The sequence below is a fragment of the Staphylococcus pragensis genome, assembly GCF_004785665.1.
Taxonomy (GTDB): Bacteria; Bacillota; Bacilli; order Staphylococcales; family Staphylococcaceae; genus Staphylococcus; species Staphylococcus pragensis.
Genome location: NZ_SRPJ01000009.1, coordinates 1 through 23,664 on the forward strand (window position 1 = coordinate 1; position 23,664 = coordinate 23,664).

The 23,664-nt window shown below is 35.2% G+C and carries 18 protein-coding genes, 1 tRNA gene, 1 rRNA gene, 1 other RNA gene and 1 pseudogene; 4 read left to right on the forward strand and 18 right to left on the reverse strand.

Annotated elements, in window-relative coordinates; all coding sequences use genetic code 11:
• The 12 genes and pseudogenes from E2558_RS10960 to gltB form a co-directional block, all read right to left on the reverse strand.
• Positions 1-69, reverse strand: a 16S ribosomal RNA gene (locus E2558_RS10960); the annotation flags it as partial.
• Positions 70-588: 519 nt separating this feature from the next.
• On the reverse strand, positions 589-1,185 hold the full coding sequence (gene recR, locus E2558_RS10965; protein WP_126566371.1) for a recombination mediator RecR: 597 nt from the start codon (positions 1,183-1,185) through the stop codon (positions 589-591).
• A 6-nt stretch (positions 1,186-1,191) separates the two neighbouring features.
• Positions 1,192-1,509, reverse strand: coding sequence for a YbaB/EbfC family nucleoid-associated protein (locus tag E2558_RS10970; RefSeq protein WP_031916187.1), 318 nt, complete (start codon positions 1,507-1,509; stop codon positions 1,192-1,194).
• 155 nt (positions 1,510-1,664) lie between these two features.
• The gene (gene dnaX, locus E2558_RS10975; RefSeq protein ID WP_126566369.1) at positions 1,665-3,371 is read right to left on the reverse strand and encodes a DNA polymerase III subunit gamma/tau; all 1,707 of its coding nucleotides are present in this window, start codon (positions 3,369-3,371) and stop codon (positions 1,665-1,667) included.
• Positions 3,372-3,438: 67 nt separating this feature from the next.
• Positions 3,439-3,966 (reverse strand): GNAT family N-acetyltransferase, encoded by a 528-nt coding sequence (locus E2558_RS10980; protein WP_126566367.1) that lies wholly within the window; start codon positions 3,964-3,966, stop codon positions 3,439-3,441.
• Positions 3,967-4,347: 381 nt separating this feature from the next.
• An RNA gene (gene ffs, locus E2558_RS10985) (signal recognition particle sRNA large type) lies at positions 4,348-4,617 on the reverse strand.
• 102 nt (positions 4,618-4,719) lie between these two features.
• Complete coding sequence (gene treR, locus E2558_RS10990; RefSeq protein WP_126566364.1) at positions 4,720-5,445, reverse strand: trehalose operon repressor; 726 nt, start codon at positions 5,443-5,445, stop codon at positions 4,720-4,722.
• Positions 5,446-5,475: 30 nt separating this feature from the next.
• Positions 5,476-7,110, reverse strand: coding sequence for an alpha,alpha-phosphotrehalase (gene treC, locus E2558_RS10995; protein ID WP_126566361.1), 1,635 nt, complete (start codon positions 7,108-7,110; stop codon positions 5,476-5,478).
• Between the two features lie 100 nt (positions 7,111-7,210).
• A complete protein-coding gene (gene treP / locus E2558_RS11000) occupies positions 7,211-8,653 on the reverse strand; it encodes a PTS system trehalose-specific EIIBC component (protein ID WP_135789031.1) in 1,443 nt (480 codons plus the stop codon).
• A gap of 201 nt (positions 8,654-8,854) precedes the next feature.
• Positions 8,855-8,947, reverse strand: a tRNA-Ser gene (locus E2558_RS11005).
• Positions 8,948-9,070: 123 nt separating this feature from the next.
• Positions 9,071-10,533 (reverse strand): annotated as a pseudogene (locus E2558_RS11010) (glutamate synthase subunit beta).
• Between the two features lie 17 nt (positions 10,534-10,550).
• On the reverse strand, positions 10,551-15,068 hold the full coding sequence (gene gltB, locus E2558_RS11015) for a glutamate synthase large subunit (RefSeq protein ID WP_126564824.1): 4,518 nt from the start codon (positions 15,066-15,068) through the stop codon (positions 10,551-10,553).
• A 160-nt stretch (positions 15,069-15,228) separates the two neighbouring features.
• On the opposite strand from gltB, the gene gltC reads away from it, so the two are divergent.
• From gltC to E2558_RS11030, 3 genes are all read left to right on the forward strand, one after another.
• Positions 15,229-16,116 (forward strand): glutamate biosynthesis transcriptional regulator GltC, encoded by an 888-nt coding sequence (gene gltC / locus E2558_RS11020; protein ID WP_126564825.1) that lies wholly within the window; start codon positions 15,229-15,231, stop codon positions 16,114-16,116.
• A gap of 160 nt (positions 16,117-16,276) precedes the next feature.
• Positions 16,277-17,401, forward strand: a complete 1,125-nt coding sequence (locus E2558_RS11025; RefSeq protein ID WP_126564826.1) for a YibE/F family protein — start codon at positions 16,277-16,279, stop codon at positions 17,399-17,401.
• Complete coding sequence (locus E2558_RS11030) at positions 17,398-18,213, forward strand: YibE/F family protein (RefSeq protein ID WP_126564827.1); 816 nt, start codon at positions 17,398-17,400, stop codon at positions 18,211-18,213. Before E2558_RS11025 ends, E2558_RS11030 begins: the two co-directional genes overlap by 4 nt.
• A 48-nt stretch (positions 18,214-18,261) precedes the next feature.
• Here E2558_RS11030 and E2558_RS11035 read toward each other — a convergent pair whose 3' ends face one another.
• Entirely contained in the window at positions 18,262-18,735 is a 474-nt protein-coding gene (locus E2558_RS11035; RefSeq protein ID WP_126564828.1) for a GNAT family N-acetyltransferase, read from the reverse strand.
• Between the two features lie 7 nt (positions 18,736-18,742).
• Positions 18,743-19,132, reverse strand: coding sequence for an NUDIX hydrolase (locus tag E2558_RS11040; protein WP_126564829.1), 390 nt, complete (start codon positions 19,130-19,132; stop codon positions 18,743-18,745).
• 261 nt (positions 19,133-19,393) lie between these two features.
• Here E2558_RS11040 and E2558_RS11045 point away from each other — a divergent pair, with 261 nt between their 5' ends.
• Positions 19,394-19,672, forward strand: coding sequence for a hypothetical protein (locus E2558_RS11045; RefSeq protein ID WP_126564830.1), 279 nt, complete (start codon positions 19,394-19,396; stop codon positions 19,670-19,672).
• Positions 19,673-19,742: 70 nt separating this feature from the next.
• Here the strand turns inward: E2558_RS11045 and E2558_RS11050 are convergent, their stop codons facing one another.
• The 4 genes from E2558_RS11050 to E2558_RS11065 form a co-directional block, all read right to left on the reverse strand.
• Entirely contained in the window at positions 19,743-20,765 is a 1,023-nt protein-coding gene (locus E2558_RS11050; RefSeq protein ID WP_126564831.1) for a LysM peptidoglycan-binding domain-containing protein, read from the reverse strand.
• Between the two features lie 306 nt (positions 20,766-21,071).
• Entirely contained in the window at positions 21,072-21,917 is an 846-nt protein-coding gene (gene gmpC, locus E2558_RS11055; RefSeq protein ID WP_126564832.1) for a dipeptide ABC transporter glycylmethionine-binding lipoprotein, read from the reverse strand.
• A 41-nt stretch (positions 21,918-21,958) separates the two neighbouring features.
• Entirely contained in the window at positions 21,959-22,618 is a 660-nt protein-coding gene (locus tag E2558_RS11060; RefSeq protein WP_126564833.1) for a methionine ABC transporter permease, read from the reverse strand.
• A complete protein-coding gene (locus tag E2558_RS11065) occupies positions 22,619-23,641 on the reverse strand; it encodes a methionine ABC transporter ATP-binding protein (RefSeq protein WP_126564834.1) in 1,023 nt (340 codons plus the stop codon).
• Between the last annotated feature and the right edge of the window lie 23 nt (positions 23,642-23,664).

A 23,664-nucleotide genomic window follows, 5' to 3' on the forward strand; every position in this document is an offset into this window, starting at 1 on the left:
TCGCTCGACTTGCATGTATTAGGCACGCCGCCAGCGTTCATCCTGAGCCAGGATCAAACTCTCCATAAAAAATTTATGATGTTTGATTAGCTCATAAAACTAAATAGTGTTTGTAACTTAAAGTTACATTTATTGGAATTAACGTTGACATATTGTCATTCAGTTTTCAATGTTCATTTCTTCAACACAAGAATTAATTATACTCGCTATTGATATAAAAGTCAACAACTTTTTAAAATTATTTTTTGTGATTTTTAATGTTCGTTGATTTGTTTCGCTCAACAAATACATACTATACAGGCTTTTCCGCGTTTTAACAACGGTAAAAATTACACTTTCAACATCTTTCTAACGAAGATTATCTTTATTTAACGAACATTTTTGAATAAATTTCGTTTATTAATACGTTTATTAGGAGAAAAAAGACTTATTACCCTATTTATCTATTCTACAAACGCACAATACACAAACTTTAAAAAATTTACATTTTCTTATAAAAAAATTAAAAACCGTTATTTAAGTCGTTATCATAATGAATAAAGTGGCTCTTTCTCTTCATTATGACACTCTTAATAACGGTTTAAGAATTTACATTTCTGTTCTACCAGCGATTGCTTTAGATAACGTAACTTCGTCTGCGTACTCTAAGTCTCCGCCTACTGATAATCCTTGAGCTAATCTTGTCACTTTTATGCCTATAGGTTTAACCAACCTTGAAATATACATCGCTGTTGATTCACCTTCTAAGTTAGGATTCATCGCTAATATTAGCTCTTTAACCTCTTCATCTTTAAGTCTTTCGATAAGAGTAGGGATATTGATATCTTCAGGTCCTATTCCATCCATAGGAGAAATAGAACCATGTAATACATGATAAAGTCCTCTGTATTCTCTCATTTTTTCCATTGCGATCACATCTTTATCGTCTTCTACGACGCATATAACTGATCGGTCTCTTTGTTTATCTTCACAAATGTAACAAGGGTCATTCTCAGTAATATGACCACAAACACTACAATAGGTAAGTTCTCGTTTAACATCTACTAAGGCTTTAGCAAATTGAACTACGTCATCTTCTTTCATATCTAATGCATGAAATGCCAGACGTTGAGCCGTCTTAGGACCAATGCCTGGCAATTTCATGAAACTATCTATAAGTTTAGATATAGGTTCAGGATAATGCATCTATACTTACATTCCTGGAATGTTTAAGCCTTGAGTATGCTTACCTAAACGTTCTTGTGTTAAATCATCTGCTTTGTTCATAGCCTCGTTTGTAGCAGCTAATACTAAATCTTGTAACATTTCGATGTCATCTGGATCTACAGCTTCTTCTTTAATTTCAACGTCTACAACTTCTTTATGACCAGTAACTGTTACAGCTACCATACCGCCACCAGCTGTACCTACAATACGTTCTTCTTTAAGTTTTTCTTGTTCTTGAGCCATTTTCTTTTGCATTTTTTGCATTTGTTTCATCATTTGTTGCATATTTCCGCCACCGCGCATAATATCATTTCCTCCTTAAATGTATCGACATTTTTATTAGTTTATAATTTATTATACATGCGTTTATTATCATTGTCATGTATCACTGTTTTAACTATTTTTACCGTTATTAATTAAGATTTCTGGTTATTGTTTAATACTTTTCTTCTATATAATTAGTCATCAATTAAATGGACGGTTTCTTCACCAAACAAGTCACGAGCTTTTTGAGCCACATCCGTTTCTGGTTCTTGTTGTGGTGTATTCGTTGATGTTTCATTATGTTCAGATTGTTTACGATTATTAATGTATTCAGAACGCACTCTCATCCATTGATCGGATGGAACACCTACTACTTCTACATTTTTATTGATAATATTTCTAACTACATTTTCAATATTACTACGTTTTTCTTCATCTCTATTAACAATTTCACAATGAATTTCTTCTTCAAACTGAATAAGGACACGTTTAGCACTGGCTGCCACTGGTACAGAATTTTGTAATAAGCTGACTAATGATTTTTTATCGTTACTTTTAGCGTAATCAATTACTTCTTGCCAATGTTTTTTTAATAACTGAATATCTTCTTTATTAGCCTCATCTAAAACTTTAGCGATTTGAGTCATAGAGAAAGGATTTTTATTTGCACGTTTTCCTCTAGTAGTCGCTTGAGTTGAGTTCGTTTTATTACTTGGCTGTGTGATACCTTGAGCTTTTAACGTTTTTAATTCATTTTCAAGTTGTTCCATTCTTTGTAACAACACTTCATTATGAGGTTCTGAAGCTACTTGAGTTGTAGCTACGTTTTGGACATTTTCTGGTTGGTTTTTTATCATTTCAGCAATTTTCACCAATAAAACCTCAAAATGCACATTCTGGTTAACACTAAAACGAATTGAAACTAACGTATCATTAATAATATCAATTAAATGGTATAACGTTTCTAAATCGAAACGAATTAAGGCATCATATCCCGCTTCACTTTCAACCGTTTTATTCATAATCGTATCACGTACGAAATAAATCATATCATTAATGAGACGGTTAACTTCTTTACCTTCTGCGATAAAACGATGATAACGTGCAAAAGCTTCTTTCACATTGCCATCAACCACTTCTTTAAATAAATCATTTAAGGCCGCTTCATCCACGCTGCCTGTCACGTCTAATACGTCTTGCAGTGTGAGATGCTCGTCACCAAATGCAATGGCTTGATCCATAATACTTAATGCATCACGCATACCACCTTCAGAAGCTTTGGCAATAAATTCAAGCGCAGCGTCATCATATTGCAATTCCTGTTCTTCAGCCACAAAGCGTAATCGATCTACAATTTGTTCAGTACCTATTGCTTTAAAGTCAAAACGTTGTGCACGTGAAATAATAGTTGGAGGAATTTTATGAGGTTCTGTTGTCGCTAATATAAAAATTGCGTGTGCTGGAGGCTCTTCAAGTGTTTTTAATAATGCGTTAAAGGCCCCAGTCGTCAGCATATGTACCTCGTCAATAATATACACTTTATATTTTGATTCACTAGGTGCGTATTTTACTTTATCTCTAATATTTCTAATCTCATCTACACCATTATTACTGGCCGCGTCGATTTCGATAACATCTCCATTTGTGCCTTGTGTAATCCCTTTACATATCGCACATTCATTACACGGCTCCCCATCGTGAGGGTTTAAACAATTAATTGCTTTGGCAAATACTTTGGCGATACTTGTTTTACCTGTACCTCTCGGACCACTAAATATATAGGCATGCGATTGCTTTCCTTTTGAAATAGCATTGCGTAACGTTTTCGTTACATGTTCTTGACCTACGACGTCTTCGAAACTTTGAGGTCTAAACATTCGATATAAAGCTTGATAATTCACATTCGCACCTCCGTTAACAATTACGTTATATTATATCATGCCTTACTTTCCTAGATTCAACTCAATTTTATATTATATCTGCATTACGCACTGTCCCATGTGGATAATCATTTAACTGATCCCATAAGAACTTCACACGCAATTGATCTTGTTCTGTATCTTTCGAGAAAATATGGTGCACATCGGCCGGCTCATATCCCATCTTTTCAAAATAATTCGGACTACATCCCACTATTATTGTAGTGTAATGTTGCGATTTAGCGCGTTCTTCAATAGCTTGAACTAACGCTTTACCTAACCCTTGATTTTGGATACGTTCATCTACAATGAGAGAAACGAGTTCTAAAGCCTTATATTTGTTATCCTCTGTAACAAGGTTAACTTCACTTAACATAATGTGACCGATAATTTCTCCATTTTCATTTTTAGCAATCACTTCTAACTCGTAGTTGTATGTTTCCGCTTGACGTAAGCGTGCTACAAGCTGACGTTGTGCTGCGCCATTTTGAATCGTATGTTGATTATAACTATCTTCAATTTTATCGAGTGTTGCAGCATAGTCCATTTCAGTTAACGTGCTTAAATAGATTTGCATTCGTTATCCCCCTATTTATGTATCTTTCACACTTCTCTATTTTTGAAAAGGTCCCCAATGTTGATAAAAGCCAATGCCTATTTACTTCACATATAAATATGATACTTCTTTATTCTATACAAAAAAGAGGTGACTTTAAATTAAAGTCACCTCAGACTGTATCCAAACCCTTTCACTCTTTGTCAGCTAATGCATGCCTAGGTCATTTACGCATGTTAAATTCCCGTCGTTATGCATTGCGCTTCCTCAATTGCTAAGGGCTTTCTTTCAGTCTTTTCTTATATAATTAATATATCAATAAACCTCAATCAAAATTAATTAAAGTCACCTACAGGTTAATTATATATCTATGTATAAATTGTTAATTGTAAATATAAAAAACCGCGCACCTTCGAATCGAGTGTGTATCATAAACGTTACCGAAGTCGATAGCTAAATCTCGGCTACCCTACGGCACATATGAGGATCCACTTAATGCTGCTTCCGTCAGGACCTGACATGGTTCATGGGTTCATATTGCATAGGACCGAAATCTTCAAACACCTCGTGCTTCGGGCAGACTTCACAAAGACACACCCTCAACGAAGGAATTAAGTCTCGCATAAAGCGGATTTCGAGTACAGGGAACCGCTACCTCCCCACCTAGCACGGTAAGTTTTATAATACTATAAATAATCCTTTAAATGCAAGTATAATGTTCCAAAGAATCTTGCACTCTTAATATAAACTTCTCTCACACTTCTATGACGCCTTTTATTTGGTATACCTTCTTGAAAATTCATTAAATTTAAATTCTGTTGCTAAGTGTTTGGACACATTGTATTGAAATTGCGTTGTGTCTTTTAAATAAACAATACTTCTTACCGTCGCCGTGTAAGGAGGCTGCACTTTTCCAAAAACATCGTATTCCCATTTAGTAAATGGCTCGAACGTAATCGATTTATTGGAATAACTAATTTCTAAATCTAATTCCGCTTCCAAATAATGATAAATTGAGTCTTGTGCTACTTGATCAGTAATAGATGGAACAATCGATGTTAAGAAATAATCTTCATCTAGAATCTTTACTATATCATTCACGCTACGACTTCTAATAATATGAATAAGCGGTTGATTCTGCTTTAAATTGAGTTGTTTCTTAACATGTGGCACATCATCCGCTTCAACCACTTCATTAAGAAGCACTTGCGTCGTATGCTTCAATCCTAATTCTTCTTTCACTTCTTTGAAACTAATGAGATTCGAGAAAGGAAATTCCGTCATGCCTTGATCGATAACGATAGAACCTTTGCCTCTAATCTTTTGAATCATCCCATCATTTGCTAACAGTTCCAGTGCTTTCCTCACTGTTTCACGCGAAGCATGATATTTTTCAACTAATTCATGCTCGGAAGGTAACTGATCACCGTAGCTATAGGTACCCTCGAAGATACCTTGTTTTAATTCATCATAAATCGTTATAAATTTTTGCTGTGCCATATTTTCTCCACCAGTCTGCTTAGCCAATGATTATGACTGCTCAACTACAATTGCGCCAAACGGTGATATTTCACCGTTTTCCACTGTGCCATTTTGAATCACAATATCTCCATTTGTATCGATTTCATCTGGTAGTTTAACTGCTTCTTTTGAAAAGTTAGCAATCACTAGCCAAGATTGATTGTGATAATTACGACGATAAATAAATAATTGAGGGTGTTCCATATACATTGGCTCAATATCGCCATAAGTAATAATATCATGTTCATGACGTAGGGTGATAAGTTGACGATACATTTGTAAAATAGAATGTTCATCTTCCATGGCATCTTCAACGTTCACTTCATTAACATTATGAGGTATGTCTATCCATGGCGTACCCGTTGTGAAACCAGCATGTTGACTTGAAGTCCATTGGATTGGAGTACGTGAATTGTCGCGTGATTTTTGTCCTAAAATAGTTAAAATTTCTTCTTCGTCTATGCCTTTATGCTTTAAATTTTCATAAGCATTTAAAGACTCGACATCGCGATATTGTTGAATAGAATCAAAGTGTGGATCGGTCATACCAATTTCTTCACCTTGGTAAATGTATGGTGTGCCTTGCAACATGTGAAGCGCAATTGCTAACATTTTAGCACTAGCTTGGCGATTCTCTTCAGTTGAATCATCCCCGAAACGTGATACTACACGAGGTTGGTCATGGTTGCACCAAAAGATGGCGTTCCAACCGCCACCTTTATTAATGCCCACTTGCCATTCCATAAGAATCTCTTTTAATTTCAGAAAATCTAATTTCGCATTCGTCCATTTTTCTCCATCTACGTAATCCACTTTCAAATGATGGAAATTAAATACACTACTTAATTCTTGGCGTTTAGGTTGCGTGTACTTAATACAATTATCAATCGTTGTAGATGACATTTCTCCTACTGTCATCATATCTTTATCTCCAAATGTATGACGATTGAGTTCATGAAGATACTCATGAACGCGTGGGCCATCTGTGTAAAATTCTTTACCTATCTTTGGTGAATCTTTAAATTCACCTTTAGATATCAGATTGATAACATCAAAACGGAAACCATCTACACCAAAGTCAATCCAATGATTAACGATATCATATAACGCTTTGCGGACAGTTTCATTATCCCAATTTAAATCTGCTTGTGTAACATCGAATAAATGTAAATAATATTCGTCTGTGTGTTCATCATATTGCCAAGCATTACCACCAAATTTAGATTCCCAATTAGTCGGTGGTCCATCTTGAGATGGTCTGAAGAAATAAAAATCACGGTATGGATTATCTTTTGAACTAATTGCCTCTTTAAACCACTGATGTTCAGTAGATGTATGATTAATCACTATGTCCATCATTACTTTCAAATCACGTTGATGGGCTTCTTTAACTAATGTTTCGAAATCTTCTATCGTGCCAAATTGTTCATTGATTTTTAAATAATTACTAATATCATATCCATTATCGTTCATAGGTGATTCATAAATTGGCGTTAACCAAATATAATCTACCCCTAGATATTGTAGATAGTCTAATTTTTCAATAATGCCATTTAAATCCCCTTGGCCGTTGCCAGTAGTATCATTGAATGATTTAGGATAAATTTGATAAACTACTGATTTTTTCCAGTCTTGTTGAGCCATTTTCATTCCACCTTTATATATAGTAAATAGGATTAAAACGAAAAGACGTCCAAGTACTTATAAAATGATACGTGAACGTCTTTATTGTTGTTAATTACCCTTATTTTGTTTCGTCAGGATTTTCAACCATTTTCTTAGCTTTAATCGTAGTAAACCTTGAGAAAATGATCGTTAAAATTGCTGGGACTATAACAGCAAGCAATGTGATTGGAATATAAAGATACCAGTATTCACTTTTAATTGAGATGAATGCTGGAACACCGCCAACGCCTACGTTTCCTAGTACTCTATTTGCACCGATAATTGCGCCTAAAACGCCTGAAGTACAAATTGCAGCGAAGAACGGTACTTTAAGTGGTAAGTTTACTCCAAACATTGCGGGTTCTGTTACGCCTAAAAATGCTGACACACCTGACGTTAACGCTAAACCTTCTTCTTTCGCCATTTTACGACGTTTATAAATAAACCATGCGCCAAATGCAGCTGAACCTTGGCAAATATTAGAAATAGCAACGATTGGCCATAAGTATGTACCACCTAATTTACTTCCCATTAATTGGAAATCAACTGCTAAGAACATATGATGTAGACCTGTGATAACAAGTGGTGCATAGAAGAAACCATAAATTGCGCCACCTAACCAACCGGCATGTTCAAAGACAAATTGAATCGCACCAGTAATTGCAGTTCCAATGGCTAAAGCAATCGGTCCAATAATGATGAACGCTAAGAATCCAGTGATTAATAATGCTACTGGACCTACCACGAGCATTTTAATAGAATCATGTACGACCTTGTTAAGCGCTTTTTCAATGAGTGAAAGTACATAAGCTGCGATTAATACTGGTAATACTTGTCCTTGATAGTTTAACTGTTTGATCTCTAAACCGAAGAGATTCCAAGTTGGGATGTGCCCTTTCGCAATATCATATTGTGATACTAATTGTGGATGCATTAAAATCAAGCCAAGTACTAAACCTAAGATAGGACTACCGCCGAAGACTTTCATACTACTCCAACCAATTAATGCTGGTAAGAAAATAAATGCGGTACTCGCGATAACATTGATAATATTTGAGATATCTCCTAATTGTGGGAACTGTTCTACTAGTGGTTTAGAACCAAATAGATTTTCCATTGTTAAAAGGTTATTAATTCCCATAAGAAGCCCGGCAGTAACTAAAGCAGGTAAGATAGGAATAAAGATGTCTCCTAATAATTTAATCAATCTTTGTACTGGGTTACCTTTTTTAGCTGCAACTGCTTTCGCTTCATCTTTTGAGGCTTCTTCAGCACCTGTTTCTTTTATAAATTGTTGATATACTTCGTCTACTGTTCCTGGACCAATTACAATTTGGTATTGATTATCCGCTTTAAATTGGCCTTTTACTAACGTATTGTCATCTAAAGCTTCTTTATTAACTTTATTATCGTCTTTTAATACTAAACGCAAACGAGTTACACAATGGGTTGCAGCATCAACATTTTCTTTGCCACCAATTGCTTTAACGATGTCTTGTACATCTTGTCTTTTGACAGCCACGCCTTTCACTCCCTTATCTTTAATACATAAAGTATAACTTGTCTAGACAATTTTTGTAAAGGCTTACATTAAGTGTGATATTTTTTAAAATAGGATATTATTAGTACTGTTTTTACCAATAGTATGCAAAAAAAGACAAGTACTCAATGTAGATTGAGTACTTGTCTTTTTATATTTATTAGTCTTGGATTTTAATTATAATGGCGGAGGAAGAGGGATTCGAACCCCCGCGGCCCGTTAAGGCCCTGTCGGTTTTCAAGACCGATCCCTTCAGCCGGACTTGGGTATTCCTCCAATGAACACAATAACTATCTTATAACATGGTTCATTGGAAGTCAAACATTTTCTTTACTGTATTAAAACTTTTTTAATTATTTCTTTACAAATGAATTCTATTACATGGTCAAAAACAAATGTTTACACCAGCACTTTTTGTTGTAAATAACTATCGACTGACTTAGCAACCGCACGTCCTTCTTTAATTGCCCATACAACTAAACTTTGACCTCGACGTGCATCTCCAGCCGCAAAAATCTTGTCTTGATTTGTACGATAGTCTTTATCATTTGCTACAATTCTATTAAATTTAGTAGCAATATCAAATTCTCTTGGCACTGTAGGTTCAATACCTTCAAATCCAATCGAAAGTAAGACTAAGTCGGCTGGCCAATGTCTTTCAGTACCATCCACAACTACCATGCCTTCAGGCGTTTCTTCTAATATTTGAGTATAAACTCCGCGGATATTACCAATATGATCCACGTCATAACGCATAGTCTGAACGCCATAAGCACGTGGTTCTCTGCCGAAACGTGTTTCATATTCTTTATGCGCATAATCCATTTTGAAGACAGGTAAAGGAAGTGGCCATGATGTATTAGTTTTAAATGTAATTTCTTCTGGTGCTTTAGTATATTTGTTAAATTGTACAATCGACTTACAATTTTCACGTAATGCAGTTGCTACACAATCGGCGCCTGTATCTCCGCACCAATAATGATGACATTTTTATCTTTTGCCGTAATAGTGGCCTCTTTAATTTCACCATTGAGCAGCTGTGTTTGTTCTGTAAGATAATCCATCGCAAAGTGAATGCCTTGTCCCATACGTCCTTCTAAAGGTAAATCGCGTGCTTTTTGAGCACCTGTGCATAAGATAATCGCATCAAATTGCGCTTCTAACTCGTCTTTTGATACATCTACCCCTATGTTCACATTCGTTTTAAATTTTATGCCCGCTTCTTCCATTAAGGCAATACGTCGACGTACAACATCTTTATCTAACTTCATGTTAGGTATGCCATACATGAGTAATCCACCGGGCTCAGTAGCTTTTTCGAACACTGTAACTTGATAGCCTATATAATTAAGTTCTTCAGCGGCCGCGAGTCCAGCCGGACCACTCCCTACAATAGCTACTTTTTGAGGTTTACGTTCTTTTGGATATTTTGGTTTGACCCATCCATGTTCAAACGCTTCATCTATAATTGTACGTTCAATCCCTTTAATTGCAATGGAATCACGGTTAATCTTCATTACACAAGAGTTCTCACATGGAGCCGGACAAACGCGTCCAGTGAAATCTGGAAAATTATTCGTTTCACTTAAACGTTCGTATGCCCCTTTAAAATCTTGATGATACACTAAATCATTCCACTCCGGAATATAGTTACCAATAGGACACCCGATCGTTTCTCGACCAAAAGGAAGACCCGTTTGACAAAAAGGCGTTCCACAATCCATACAACGTGCGCCCTGTATTGAGGCTTCTTCACGTGAAAAGCGCTGTTGAAATGCATCGTGATTTTTTAATCGATCAACAAGCGACAATTCGGATAACGACTGTTTCTCATATTTCATAAACCCTTTAAACTCGCCCATAATTGCTCTTCCTCTCTTTAATAAATAACTGCCGGTTGTAAGTTCTGATCAATTGAAGTACCTTCATCGTAGAAGGCAGCCAATTTCGCTTCCTCTTGTGGCAAACGACGACCTTGTAACTCGATTTTTTGCATCATTAACTCGTAATCTTTTGGAATGACTTTGACTACTTTATCGGCTACATGTTCAAAATCTTGTAAAATAGCCGCTGCTTTAGTGCTTTGAGTAAAGTGATAATGTTCTTCTAACATCGTTTTCAATAAGTTTCTTTCTTCGTCATGACTGATTTTCTTAAAGGCTAATGTCGGCAATGCGTTAACGCGTTTGAATGTCTCAATATCACTTGGGAAAATGTAGCAGACGCCACCGCTCATACCTTGTCCAAAGTTCTTACCAACATCTCCTAGTATGATGACATGGCCCCCAGTCATGTATTCCAAGCCATGGTCGCCAATACCTTCAACTACAACGTCTACACCACTATTACGGATACAGAAACGTTCACCAGCTTTACCATTAATATAGGCTTTACCTTGTGAAGCACCATAGAAACTAACATTCCCTGCAATAATTTCGTTCTCTCGGGCTTTATTAGGTGCTTTTACAAAAACAGTACCACCTGATAGCCCTTTACCTACATAGTCATTTGCATCACCAGTGTGATGAATCAATAATCCTTTAGGGGCAAAGGCTGCCAAGCTTTGACCCGCATGACCTGTTGTTTCACCGATAATTGTATGTTCTGGTAAACCTTTACTACCGTGCTGTTGAGTAATATAACTACCTGTGATAACGCCCACATCACGTTGTTCATTATTTACAACATAATGTCCCTTAAATGCTTCTCCATTTTCAATACTTTGTTTAGCATCTTTATATAGATAATTTAAATCGAAACCAATATCTAAATGATGGTCTTGAGCGATTTGTTTCGAGTTTGGTCCATCTACTAAATGTAATAATTTAGTGACATCGAGTGATGCAGCTTTAGATTTGAAATGAATCTCACTAGAACGTTGTAATAAATCTGTTCGTCCCACTAAATCTTCGACCTTTTTCAAACCAAGAGAAGCTAAAACTTCTCTAAGTTCTTCTGCAATAAAATGCATAAAGTTGACTACATGGTCAGCTTTACCTCTGAATAAAGCTCTTAGGTCTTGGTTCTGAGTTGCAATACCTACCGGGCATGTATCGTTATGACATACGCGCATCATGATACAACCTAAAACGACAAGTGGTGCAGTAGCAAATCCAAATTCTTCTGCGCCTAATGCACAAGCTAAGGCTACATCTCTACCCGTTAGTAATTTACCATCTGTTTCTAAACGTACACGACTGCGCAAATCATTTAACTTCAATGTTTGATGTGTTTCAGCTAACCCTAGCTCCCACGGTAAACCAGCATGTTGAATACTTGTCTTAGGAGACGCACCAGTTCCACCATCATATCCACTTACTACAATTTTATCTGCAAATGCTTTAGCTACCCCTGAAGCAATCGTTCCGATGCCTGTCTTAGATACAAGCTTCACGGCAATATCCGCTTCTTTATTCGCATTCTTCAAATCGTGAATTAATTGTGCTAAGTCTTCAATCGAGTAAATATCATGGTGTGGGGGTGGTGAAATCAACCCGATTCCTGGCGTTGATCCACGTGTTTCAGCAATCCATGGGTAAACTTTAGTGCCTGGCAATTGGCCACCTTCACCTGGTTTAGCACCTTGGGCTACTTTAATTTGTAATTCTTTCGCATGTTGTAAGTAATCACTTGTAACACCGAAACGTCCAGAGGCTACTTGTTTAATCGCACTTGATAAATAACTACCATCCTCTTGAATTTCATAGCGTTTAGGGTTCTCTCCACCTTCACCACTATTACTTTTTCCGCCTAATCGGTTCATAGCTTTCGCTAATGTTTGATGCGCTTCTTCAGAAATTGAGCCATAACTCATTGCTCCTGTATTAAAACGTTTAACGATAGATTCTACAGATTCCACTTCACTAATAGGAATAGAAGGTTGCGTCTTAAATTCTAATAAGTCGCGTAGGTGATCCTTTCTGTTGTCATGAACTGCATTTGAAAAAGCTTTAAACTGTTCGTAATTATTCTCACGACACGCATGTTGTAACAAATGAATCGTTGTCGGATTAAACACATGATGTTGGCCTTGCTGACGCCATTGGAAAAGGCTTCCTGAGTCTAAATATTCACTATGACTACTTTGACGTGCTTTATTTTCTTCATCAATTTGTTCAATACTCAAGCCTGATAATTTAGATTGTGTTCCTGTAAAATAAGCATCAATGACTTCTTGAGAAAGACCTACTGCTTCAAAAATTTGAGCACCTTGATAACTTTGAACAGTAGAAATACCCATTTTAGCCATGACTTTAATGACACCTTCAGATAAAACATTCGTATAGGTTTCTACATTTTCAGAGATAGTACCTGTAAGATGTCCATTCTCCGATAAGTGCGCAATCGTTTGTTGTGCTAAATATGGAATCACCGCATTGGCACCATAGCCTAGTAAACAAGCGACATGATGAACTTCACGTGTTTCACCAGATAAAGCGACTAAACTCGTATTCATACGTAAATCTTCTCTAATCAATAGTTGATGAATATGGCTGATTGCTAATAACATTGGTATCGCATAACGTTGACCTTCAACTTCTGTTTTACTCTCTGTTTCAATGAGATAACTATCATCAAGAACTAGAATCGTGTAACCTTCACGTGTTGCTTGAATGGCGGCTTTACCTAAACGTTGTAATGCCTCTTCAAGACTACCATGATATAACGTTGATAAATGTTTCACGTCAAACTTGCTTTGTTTAATCTTCTCTAATTGACTCAACGTCAACACAGGTTTAGATAATTGAATGCGATTAAGCACAGAAGGATTCGGTTGTAATAAGTTTCCTTCTCCTCCTAAATAAGAAAGTTCACTTGTGACTATCTTTTCACGATACGCATCAATTGGCGGATTAGTTACTTGTGCAAACAATTGCTTAAAGTAATTAAATAATGATTCAGGGCGCTCATTTAGTACTGCGAGTGGTGAATCATAGCCCATCGCACCAATTGGATCCTTTTTGCCTGCCACTAACGCAGTCATATATTTATAAATATCTTCTTTAGTATAACCAAACTGTTTTTGTAATCGAAATAGTGTAGATGGTTCTAATAAACGACGGTGATACTTTACATCATCCAACCCTAAATCAACTTTATAATTTTCAAGCCATGTTTGATATGGGTGCTGACTCGCTATACGTGCTTTCAACTCGTTATTATCGATGACTTTATTAGCTTTGAAATCTACAAGTAGCAATTTTCCTGGATTTAATTGTCCTTTAAAAGCAACATTTTCCTCAGGCACATCGATGACACCCACTTCAGAAGAAAATACAATAAAGTTATCTTTAGTGATCGTGTAACGACCAGGACGTAAACCATTACGGTCAGTTAGCGCACCAATTTTATCACCATTACAGAATGAGATCATTGTCGGTCCATCCCATGGCTCCATTAAATAACTATAGAATTCATAAAACGCACGCACATTTTTATCGTTTGCTTTGTTATATAACCATGGTTCTGGAATTAACAACATTGCTACTTCTTTAGGTTCCATTGCTAATGTTAAGAATTCTAACGCATTATCTACAATGGCTGAGTCACTACCATCCTCATCCACAATCTTTTGAATTTTATAACTTTCTTCTCCAAACAATGTATGAATTAATTTGCGTTGACGCGCACGCATCCAATTGACATTGCCTTTTATCGTATTAATTTCTCCATTATGCATCAACATACGGTTCGGATGGGCACGTTTCCAACTTGGAAATGTATTCGTACTAAATCTTGAATGAACTAACCCTAGCTTTGATTTATAATCTTCATTATTTAGATCTAAATAAAACTTTTTAATTTGATCTGAACGCAGCCATCCTTTATACACAATCGTTTTATGAGATAAACTTGTGAAATAAAGTGTTAACTTTTGTGATTCTGCGTATTGTTCAATTTGCTTTCTTGCTAGGAAAAGCTGTTTCACAGCTGTTTTATGTGAGTTTAAATTGATAAAGATTTGTTGAATATAAGGCATAGTTGCCACAACATGCGGGGCAATAGCTTGAGTATCAACGGGTACATCTCTATAGCCGATAACACTTAGACCTTCTTGATCAATAATTTGATTAAATATTGTTTCATGTGATGTGCCAGCAATTTTTTGATTAGAGAAAAAAAGACCTACCGCATATTCCCCTTCATTAAGTAAGTCAAAGTCGCTATATTTTTTGAAAAATTCAAACGGAATTTCTGTCATAATACCTGCACCATCTCCAGTAACTCCGTCTGCCCCAACGCCCCCACGATGATCTAATCGTCGCAACATTTCTAAAGACTTTTCAATAATGTCATGAGACCTTACATTATTCATATTGGCGTAAAAACCGATACCACATGCATCATGTTCCTCACGGAAATCATACAACCCTCTTTTTAATCTATGTTCAAACACGATGCCCACTCCTTTTGAGAATTTTCAGAAAATTTACTGTTAATAATAATTAATATAATGTAAAATATTTATCTGAACAATATATTAATTAGATGATACCGTTCTAAAAATAGATGAATGATACCACGATAATAAGCACTATTGAAAGCGAGGGAACGTGTTGGAGATTAAACAACTTAAATATTTCGTTGAAGTCGCAAAACGTGAACATATTTCTGAAGCAGCTTTAGAGTTGAATATTGCTCAATCTGCTATAAGTAGACAAATTACCTTATTAGAGCAGGAGTTACAAGTGACCCTATTTAATAGACAAGGACGTAATATCCATCTAACCTCTCAGGGCAAAGCTTTATTAACTCAAGCTACTCAAATTTTAGGACAATTAGATGAAACTGTTGCCCTTTTCCAAAAAGAAAAACTTAAAAATGCACATATTATTAATGTCGGATTTGAAGAAAGTTATATTTCGAAGATGATTACGTCTCTCATTCAATCATTTGAGCAAAATTATGAGAGCATGGTGATGCCATCATTAATGACAACATCAGAAATTATAGAGAAGGTTCATACAGGGGCATTAGATATAGGATTAGTTGAGATAACTCCAGAATTACAACAAGATAGACGTTTATCATTGAAACCTTTATTTGAAGAAACATATCATATATATGTGCCAAAAGATGATGCGGTGGCCTTAGCAACTCAGCCACCTCTCTCTCAATTTGAGAAACACGAGTTATATACATTGACGTCGCTTGCCCCTAGCATAGAGCGTAAATTAAAAAACACTTTAAAAACGTCTCCTATTATTGTAGGAACAGAATTATTAGCGCAATACTTATTAAAGCAAAGACGAGGATATGTCATAGTTCCTGACTATGTAACGCTTAATAATGCTAATCAAGACATATATAATATTTCGCTAGCCCATACAGAGCTAAAACGTTCATTTTGCGCTATCTCAAAAAAAGATAATAAGAAAATAGATGTGCTTAATTTACTGAATTTAATACAACAACTATTAAGTAAAATATCAACCTATCATTAAAGATTAGCCTTAAATAAAGGTATGTTCATCAACCAGAACTGAAGCTGATTAAAAATCTGTAAATCAAAATAGTTACTATTTGAACAATCTTTTATGGAGGCGTATAATCACTCTGTCATAATAAAGGATAGAAATAAAAAATGAACGAGGTTTATGATTTATGAATATAAAGAAACAAACACCATTACAACGGCGCGTTCTTAATTGGATAACGCTTATCATCACTATTGTAATGATAGCTTTGTTTGTCTTTACATTTTTTAACGCGTCTTTTTATCACACACCTATCGGTAAAATCACGCAAGTTGAAACAAGCAAAGCACAAAAAATAACAGACGAACAACACAACTCTGACTTAAAATACAAACAGCATTTAACATTAACCATACTCAACGGTCAATTTAAAAATGCGACCACAACTATTGATAACACATATGTAAAATCTCAAGCAGATACTGAACATTTCAGTAAAAATGACAAAGTATTATTGCATATTCAAAAAAGTCCTAAAGATGCGACCATATTAGAGAAAAAGCGCGATAGTCTGACTGTCGCTATTGTAGGCATTTTTATCATAACGTTGCTTCTAGTAGGAAGACACGTGGGACTTCAATCCATCTTATCATTAATATTTAATACGATTGCAATCATTTCAGCGATAGCAATTCATAACGCACTGACATCTACAAATTTATTTTTATTAATGAGTATTGCGGTCATTCTTTCTACAATCGTTACATTGTTATTAGTGACCGGTTGGCACATGCGTACATGGATTACAGCACTTAGTACGTTATTAGGTACATTTTTATGTATCGGTATTACAGAATTAGTGATTCAACTTACGGGTGGTTCGGGCATAAAATATGAAACAATGAGCTTTTTAACCTTACCTCCTAAAGATGTATTTATGGCTTCCGTATTGATCGGCTCATTAGGCGCTGTTATGGATGTAGCCATTACTATCTCTAGTGGTATGTATGAAATCGTTCAGCGTACACCTGACATCACTACATCTCGTTTAGCATTAGCAGGGCGTAATATCGGCCAAGATATCATGGGGACAATGACCAATATTTTACTTTTCTCTTATTTATCCGGCAGTTTAGCCATGTTTTTAATTTATTTAAAAAATGCTAATACGTTTACCTATACGATTTCAATGAATTGGTCGTTAGAAATAGCCCGCGCGCTAACGGGAGGCATCGGTATAGTATTAACGATTCCAATCACTATTGGCCTTATGGTGCTATGGGTTAAAAGAAGGGGTGTGATGACACGATGAATGCAATTTTTATACTCGCACTTATCTTATTTGCACTAATGATTATCTTCGGAGGTAAAAAAGGGGTAGTTTCTTACTTAACACTGTTTTTAAACTTTATTATTTTAATCATTAGTATTGTGTTCATTATGTTTGGTACCCCTATTTATTTAGTCTCATTCATTTTTTGCCTTATTATAGCAGCTTGCAATCTATTTATTTTAAATAGTTATAATACTAAGACAAAAGCTGCATTTATAGGTACCATTGCTACCACTATTATTTTAATTATCGGTATCTATTTATCGGTTAAACTAGGTCACTTACAAGGTTTTGCGACTGAGCAACAAGATGAAACGTATATTTTTTCAATGAATATTGGCATTGATATGGTCCAATTTTCAGTATTCACTATCATTCTTGCAGTTATTGCTGCAGTTATCGATTTAACGATTACCATCAGTTCACCGATCTATGAACTCAATGCTACGAATCCTAACTTAACTCGTAAGGAATTATTTCAATCAGGTATGCGTGTAGGTCGAGAAATTCTTGCTACTTCGGCAAATACGATTTATTTAGCATTCTTTGGCGGTCAGCTAACTTTATTCTTCTGGTTCTTCCAACTTCATTACTCGTTTGGACATATTATTAACTCGAAGATTTTCGCCCAAGAATTCATTTCTATTTTATTGGGTGGCATTGCCGTAGCCCTCAGTATTCCAATTACAGCGTGGATAACCGCGATGTTGATTAAACACCCTAAGTTTAATCATTCATCATCTTCTGATACGTCTTCTCTTGAAAATGAAGCACCAATTGAACGTGATTAAGATATACAAACGTAAGCATCCTACCATTCTCAAACATTGTAGTGACGCTTACGTTTTATTTATTTTATAGCTCATGATATAGACTGGCCTACCTTCTAAAGAAGCATCACCAGTATAATTGTATCCTGCGTTCTCATATAACCTCATTGCTTTATGATTGTCAGTATTGACTGTAAGTACAATTTCATTCATGATTGGAAATTCTTGTTCGATGAAATGAGGTAATGCGTCAATAATTGATTTTCCAATACCCTGGCCTCTATGTTTCGCATCCACACTAAAAGAACGAAAGAATATCGCCTGGGGATTATCACTATACGGGATAACACCACGACCTTCATGCAAAGTGAAATACGCCACACATCTGTCATTTTGCGTAACAATAATTGGATGCCTTTCACTATCCTCTTGAGCTAATTCAATATTATGCAATGGAGTTTTTGTAAATTTTCTATCTTCCTTAAGTACTTCAAATGATTCAATCCATTTAATATCATTATTTGTAAAACGTCGAATTTGCATTTTTCTCCTACTTTCTTGTCGAAAATGTTTCAATCCATTTAATTACAGCAGGTGCTATTAATGACGTATCAGCTTTATCAAACCACTTAATATCAGTGATTTCATTATCAATTGTCACTTGATCCCAATCAATATCTACGTTAACTTTAAAGCCATTCAATTCAGTTAACATATCGGGTTGAGGATAAGCCTCTCCTACAACTGTACCTATATAAGTGAAATCACTTTGTGATAAGTCTAAACTTAGTTCTTCCCTTACCTCTCTTTGAATAGCATCAAGTAAGGTTTCACCTTCATCAATCTTGCCTCCAGGAAAATAATACTTCTCTCTGTTACGTACTTGCACTAATAAAATTTTGTCCTCTGTTTCTTCAACTAGACACACACATTTAATCATAGGATATTATTCCTCCATTTATAGCTTTACACTTCAAAAAAATAACACAATTTAGTATGATGTTAACATATAATAGTAAAGAAGGTCGGGACAAAAGCGCTTAGGATTTGAGCAGAACCGAACGGTGAGCAAAATTGTTTCTCAAATTTTGTCGAATCGTGAGAGTGTCTGCCGAAAATTCTGCTTTCGGGACGCCGTTAAGCGATTTCCCAGAGCCTCAAAGCTTTTATCCAGATTCTAACGTTTCGGAGGGTATTATTCATGGCAAAAAAATCAAAAACTGCACGTTTATCTAGCTTAGTTAGTACAGCTGGCTTTATCGTTGATGGTTATAAAGGTATTAAATTTAATGCTAAAAATAAAAACTTAGTTTATTTATCTTTAGGATTAAGTGCATTTGGTACATTACTTGATTTCATCGTTTCAATGAGATCACCATATAAATTCCGTAAAGTAACGGCATTTGGTTCATTCATCATTAACGTTACACGTTTAGCTTCAAGCTTCAGAAAAGTTAAAGAAGACTACAATTTCCAATAATAATAAAAGGCTAGCCATACTCAAAAGTTCAACATTGAACTCACGTATGACTAGCCTTTCTATTTATATATTAATGGATAAATTTATAATTACGTACTTGATATGCTGGAATAGTACGATACGTAACAATTCCTGGGCCTGCACTATAGTTCATTTCTGATACTAAAATGCTACCATTACTATTTACTCTTTCCACAAAAGCCACGTGTCCATAATAACCAGCATCTGATTGTGCGATAGCACCTACTGCTGGGCTATAATCAACTCTGTATCCATCTCTTGCTGCTGCATTATCCCAGTTATTAGCGTTCCACCAATATGTACTAATTCCTCTACCTACAGCTGCACGACGATTAAATACATGCCATGTACATTGACCCCAATCATATAAATTACTGTGATGATATGTTGGAGAATTATAACTTGATTGTGACGGTGTTACACTTCTAGTACTTGTATTTTGAGCACTTACTGGTGCTGTACCACTTACTTTTAATTGTTGCCCTGGATAAATGAAGAAGTTATTTAATCCATTTAATCGCATAATATGTTGATACGTTGTGTTATAACGTGATGCAATTAATGATAACGAATCTCCATAACGTACTGTATATGTACTAGTTGATCTATTAGCGTTTGAAGATGAATTGTTATTGTTTGTATATGTATGCGTTGCTGCCGAACCTGAAACTTTTAACTTTTGGCCTGGGAATATCAAGAAACTATTAAGACCATTTAAGTCCATAATATGACGATAAGTCGTACCATAGCGACTAGCAATTAATGATAAACTATCCCCTGCTTTTACAGTATATGTACTTCCTGAATTGCTTTGATATGATTGATTTGAATAATGATTCGTAGATGCAGAGCCAGAAACTTTTAATACTTGGTTTGGAAAGATTAAGTTTGAAGATAAACCATTTAGTGATTTTAGTTTAGCTATTGTAATACCGTAACGATGTGAAATTGACCATACTGATTCTCCACTACGAACTGTATGGGTTGTCGATGCTTCAGCTTGATGTCCGAAGAACGTTGAGCTTAAAGCCCCTGTTCCTATAATAGCTGTCGCAAGATATTTTTTATTCATGAAATAATGCCTCCTTAAATATACGTGAGTTATTTATTCATTAATATTTCGAAACTGAATTAAACGCTTTTGTATTTAATATTTTAATCATTTTAATCCGAACGAGTAGTTTACGTATATTAAATTAATACAAATTGACATAATATTCCATTTCATTTTGATTACAGATGTATGAATTTTTAGTGCGATATATATAAAATGTAAATTTTATATATTATTACGCGTTTTAAAATTTACATTTATACGATAATGTAAAAGACCAATTAAGAATATGAATACTTAATTGGCCTTCCAAACTGATTATCTTTATTTAGTTAAGCTATCTTCAATTTCTTTAATTTCTTTTTGTGATAAATTAACGGCTTTTTCTCCGTCTTTAGTATCTTTTTTCAATGCTTCTTGTGCTTCTTTACCATGATATAACTCTACAATTTTCTTAATTGTTTTATTATCTTTATCTTTAGAGTTCACCGCAACAATGTTGATGTAAGGTTTTACTGAGTCTGAAGAAGATTTTTCTAAATAAATTGGATCTTTCTTAGCATCTAATCCAGCTTTAGTCGCTACCCCATTATTGATAACTGAGATATCTACATCATCTAATGCACGTGCAGTTTGTTGTGCATCAACTGCTTTAATTTTTAAATGTTTTGGATTGTCTTTAATATCTTTTGTTGTGCCACTTAAACCGAAGTTGTCTTTAAGTTTTAATAATCCAGCTGATTCTAATAATTTTAAAGCTCGAGCTTGGTTAGACACATCATTTGGAATAGTGACTTCTGCGCCATCTTTAACATCTTTGATATCTTTAACTTTTTTAGAATAAACGCCTAATGGTGCTAATACAGTTGTACTAATTGCATCAATTTTTGTGTCTTTATGTGCTTTTTTATATTCATTTAAGAATGCGAAATGTTGGAATGCGTTCATATCAATGTCCCCATCACTTAACGCTTTATTGGGCACATTATAGTCTGAGAAGTGTTTGATTTCGACATCGATACCATCTTTTTTAGCTAATTCTTTTACCTTTTCCCAAGCAGCAGTATCATTAGAAGCAACCCCAATCGTTACTTTCTTATCGTTGCCGCCTCCGCCACATGCCGCTAAGACAATTAACGACGCTAATAATAATCCGATAATTTTTTTCATCTGAAAATGCCTCCCTAATTAAAAAATATATATTTAAATAACTAATTTCTTCGAATAACTCTAGAAATAAAGTTACCTAATGATTGAATAATTTGGACGATAATCACTAAAACTACTACTGTAATAATGATGACAAGTGTATCGAAACGTTGATAACCGTACACTAAAGCTAAGTCACCAATACCGCCACCTCCGACAGCTCCAGCCATCGCCGTACTACCAATTAATCCAATAATGGCAGTAGTAATCGCTAAAACGAGTGAGCCTAATGCTTCAGGTAATAAGAAGTGACGGATAATTTGAAACGGTGAAGCTCCCATTGCTTTTGCCGCTTCAATAATACCGTCATCTACTTCTAGTAATGAATTCTCTACTAATCTTGCTATGTAAGGTGCAACGTATACTGTTAGTGGCACAATCGCTGCAGTCGTTCCAATCGATGTACCTACTAACAATTTAGTAAATGGTACAATCGCGATTAATAAAATAATAAATGGAATAGATCTTAAAACATTAATAACTGGATTAAGAATTTGGTGAATAATGACATTTGGCCATATCCCATTTTTTCGTGTAACAACTAATAAAATCCCTAATGGTATACCAATTAACGCACCAATAATCAGTGCGACTGTCACCATATATAACGTTTCGTATAGTGCTTGAAGTAATTGAGATGAATCTATACTTGAACCAAACACCTAACGCACCTCCTCAAATTGAATATGATGTGCATTAAAGTAATCCTCAATCTTATCTCGTTGAAAATGTTGGTCATGTTCAAAACGTAACCACAAATAACACACCGTTTCATCTTGAATATCCGACATAGATGAAAATAAAATCGTCACATTAACCTGATATTGACGAATAAGTTCATTCACTAAAGGTTGTTCAATTTGTTGTTTATCTAAAAACAATTGATAATCTGTGTAATGGTTATCTGCACGTTTAAATGATTTGCGTAACGCTTTCGATGGCTCAGTACTAATTACTGTAGAGACAAAGCTTTTAGCTGTCTTCGTTTTAGGATGGCTAAATACATCTTTAACTGTACCAAGCTCTACTACTTTACCTTGTTCCATCACAGCTACACGATTACAAACTTTTTGAATCACACTCATTTCATGAGTAATCATCATAATTGTGACACCGAAAGTTTGATTTACATTTTTTAATAATTGGAGAATTGAACTCGTAGTTGCAGGGTCTAACGCACTTGTTGCTTCATCACACAATAAAATTTTAGGATTTGTGACGAGTGCTCTCGCAATAGCTACACGTTGTTTTTGACCACCTGATAGTTCATCGGGGAATTGATTCTTTTTGTCGGCTAAACCAACGAACTCTAACATTTCTTCTACCTTTTCTTTAATTTCCGCCTTACTTTTATGACTTAAAATAAGTGGCATTGCAACATTTTTAAAGACTGTTTTAGAATTTAATAAATTAAAGTGTTGGAATATCATACCGATATCTTTTTTTACTTTACGAAGATCTTTTTCACTATATGTATTGATTTCGTGGCCATCTACAATCACTTGGCCTTCTGTAGTATGTTCAAGTTGGTTTACTAATCGAACGAGCGTACTTTTACCAGCGCCACTGTACCCAATGACACCGAATATGTCATTTTTATTTATTTTGAAAGACACATCTTTCAAAGCATGTATTGTTTCTCGCTTTTTCCGAAAAACTTTATTCACATTTCGAAATTCAATCAAACATCTTCACCCTCATCTAATTC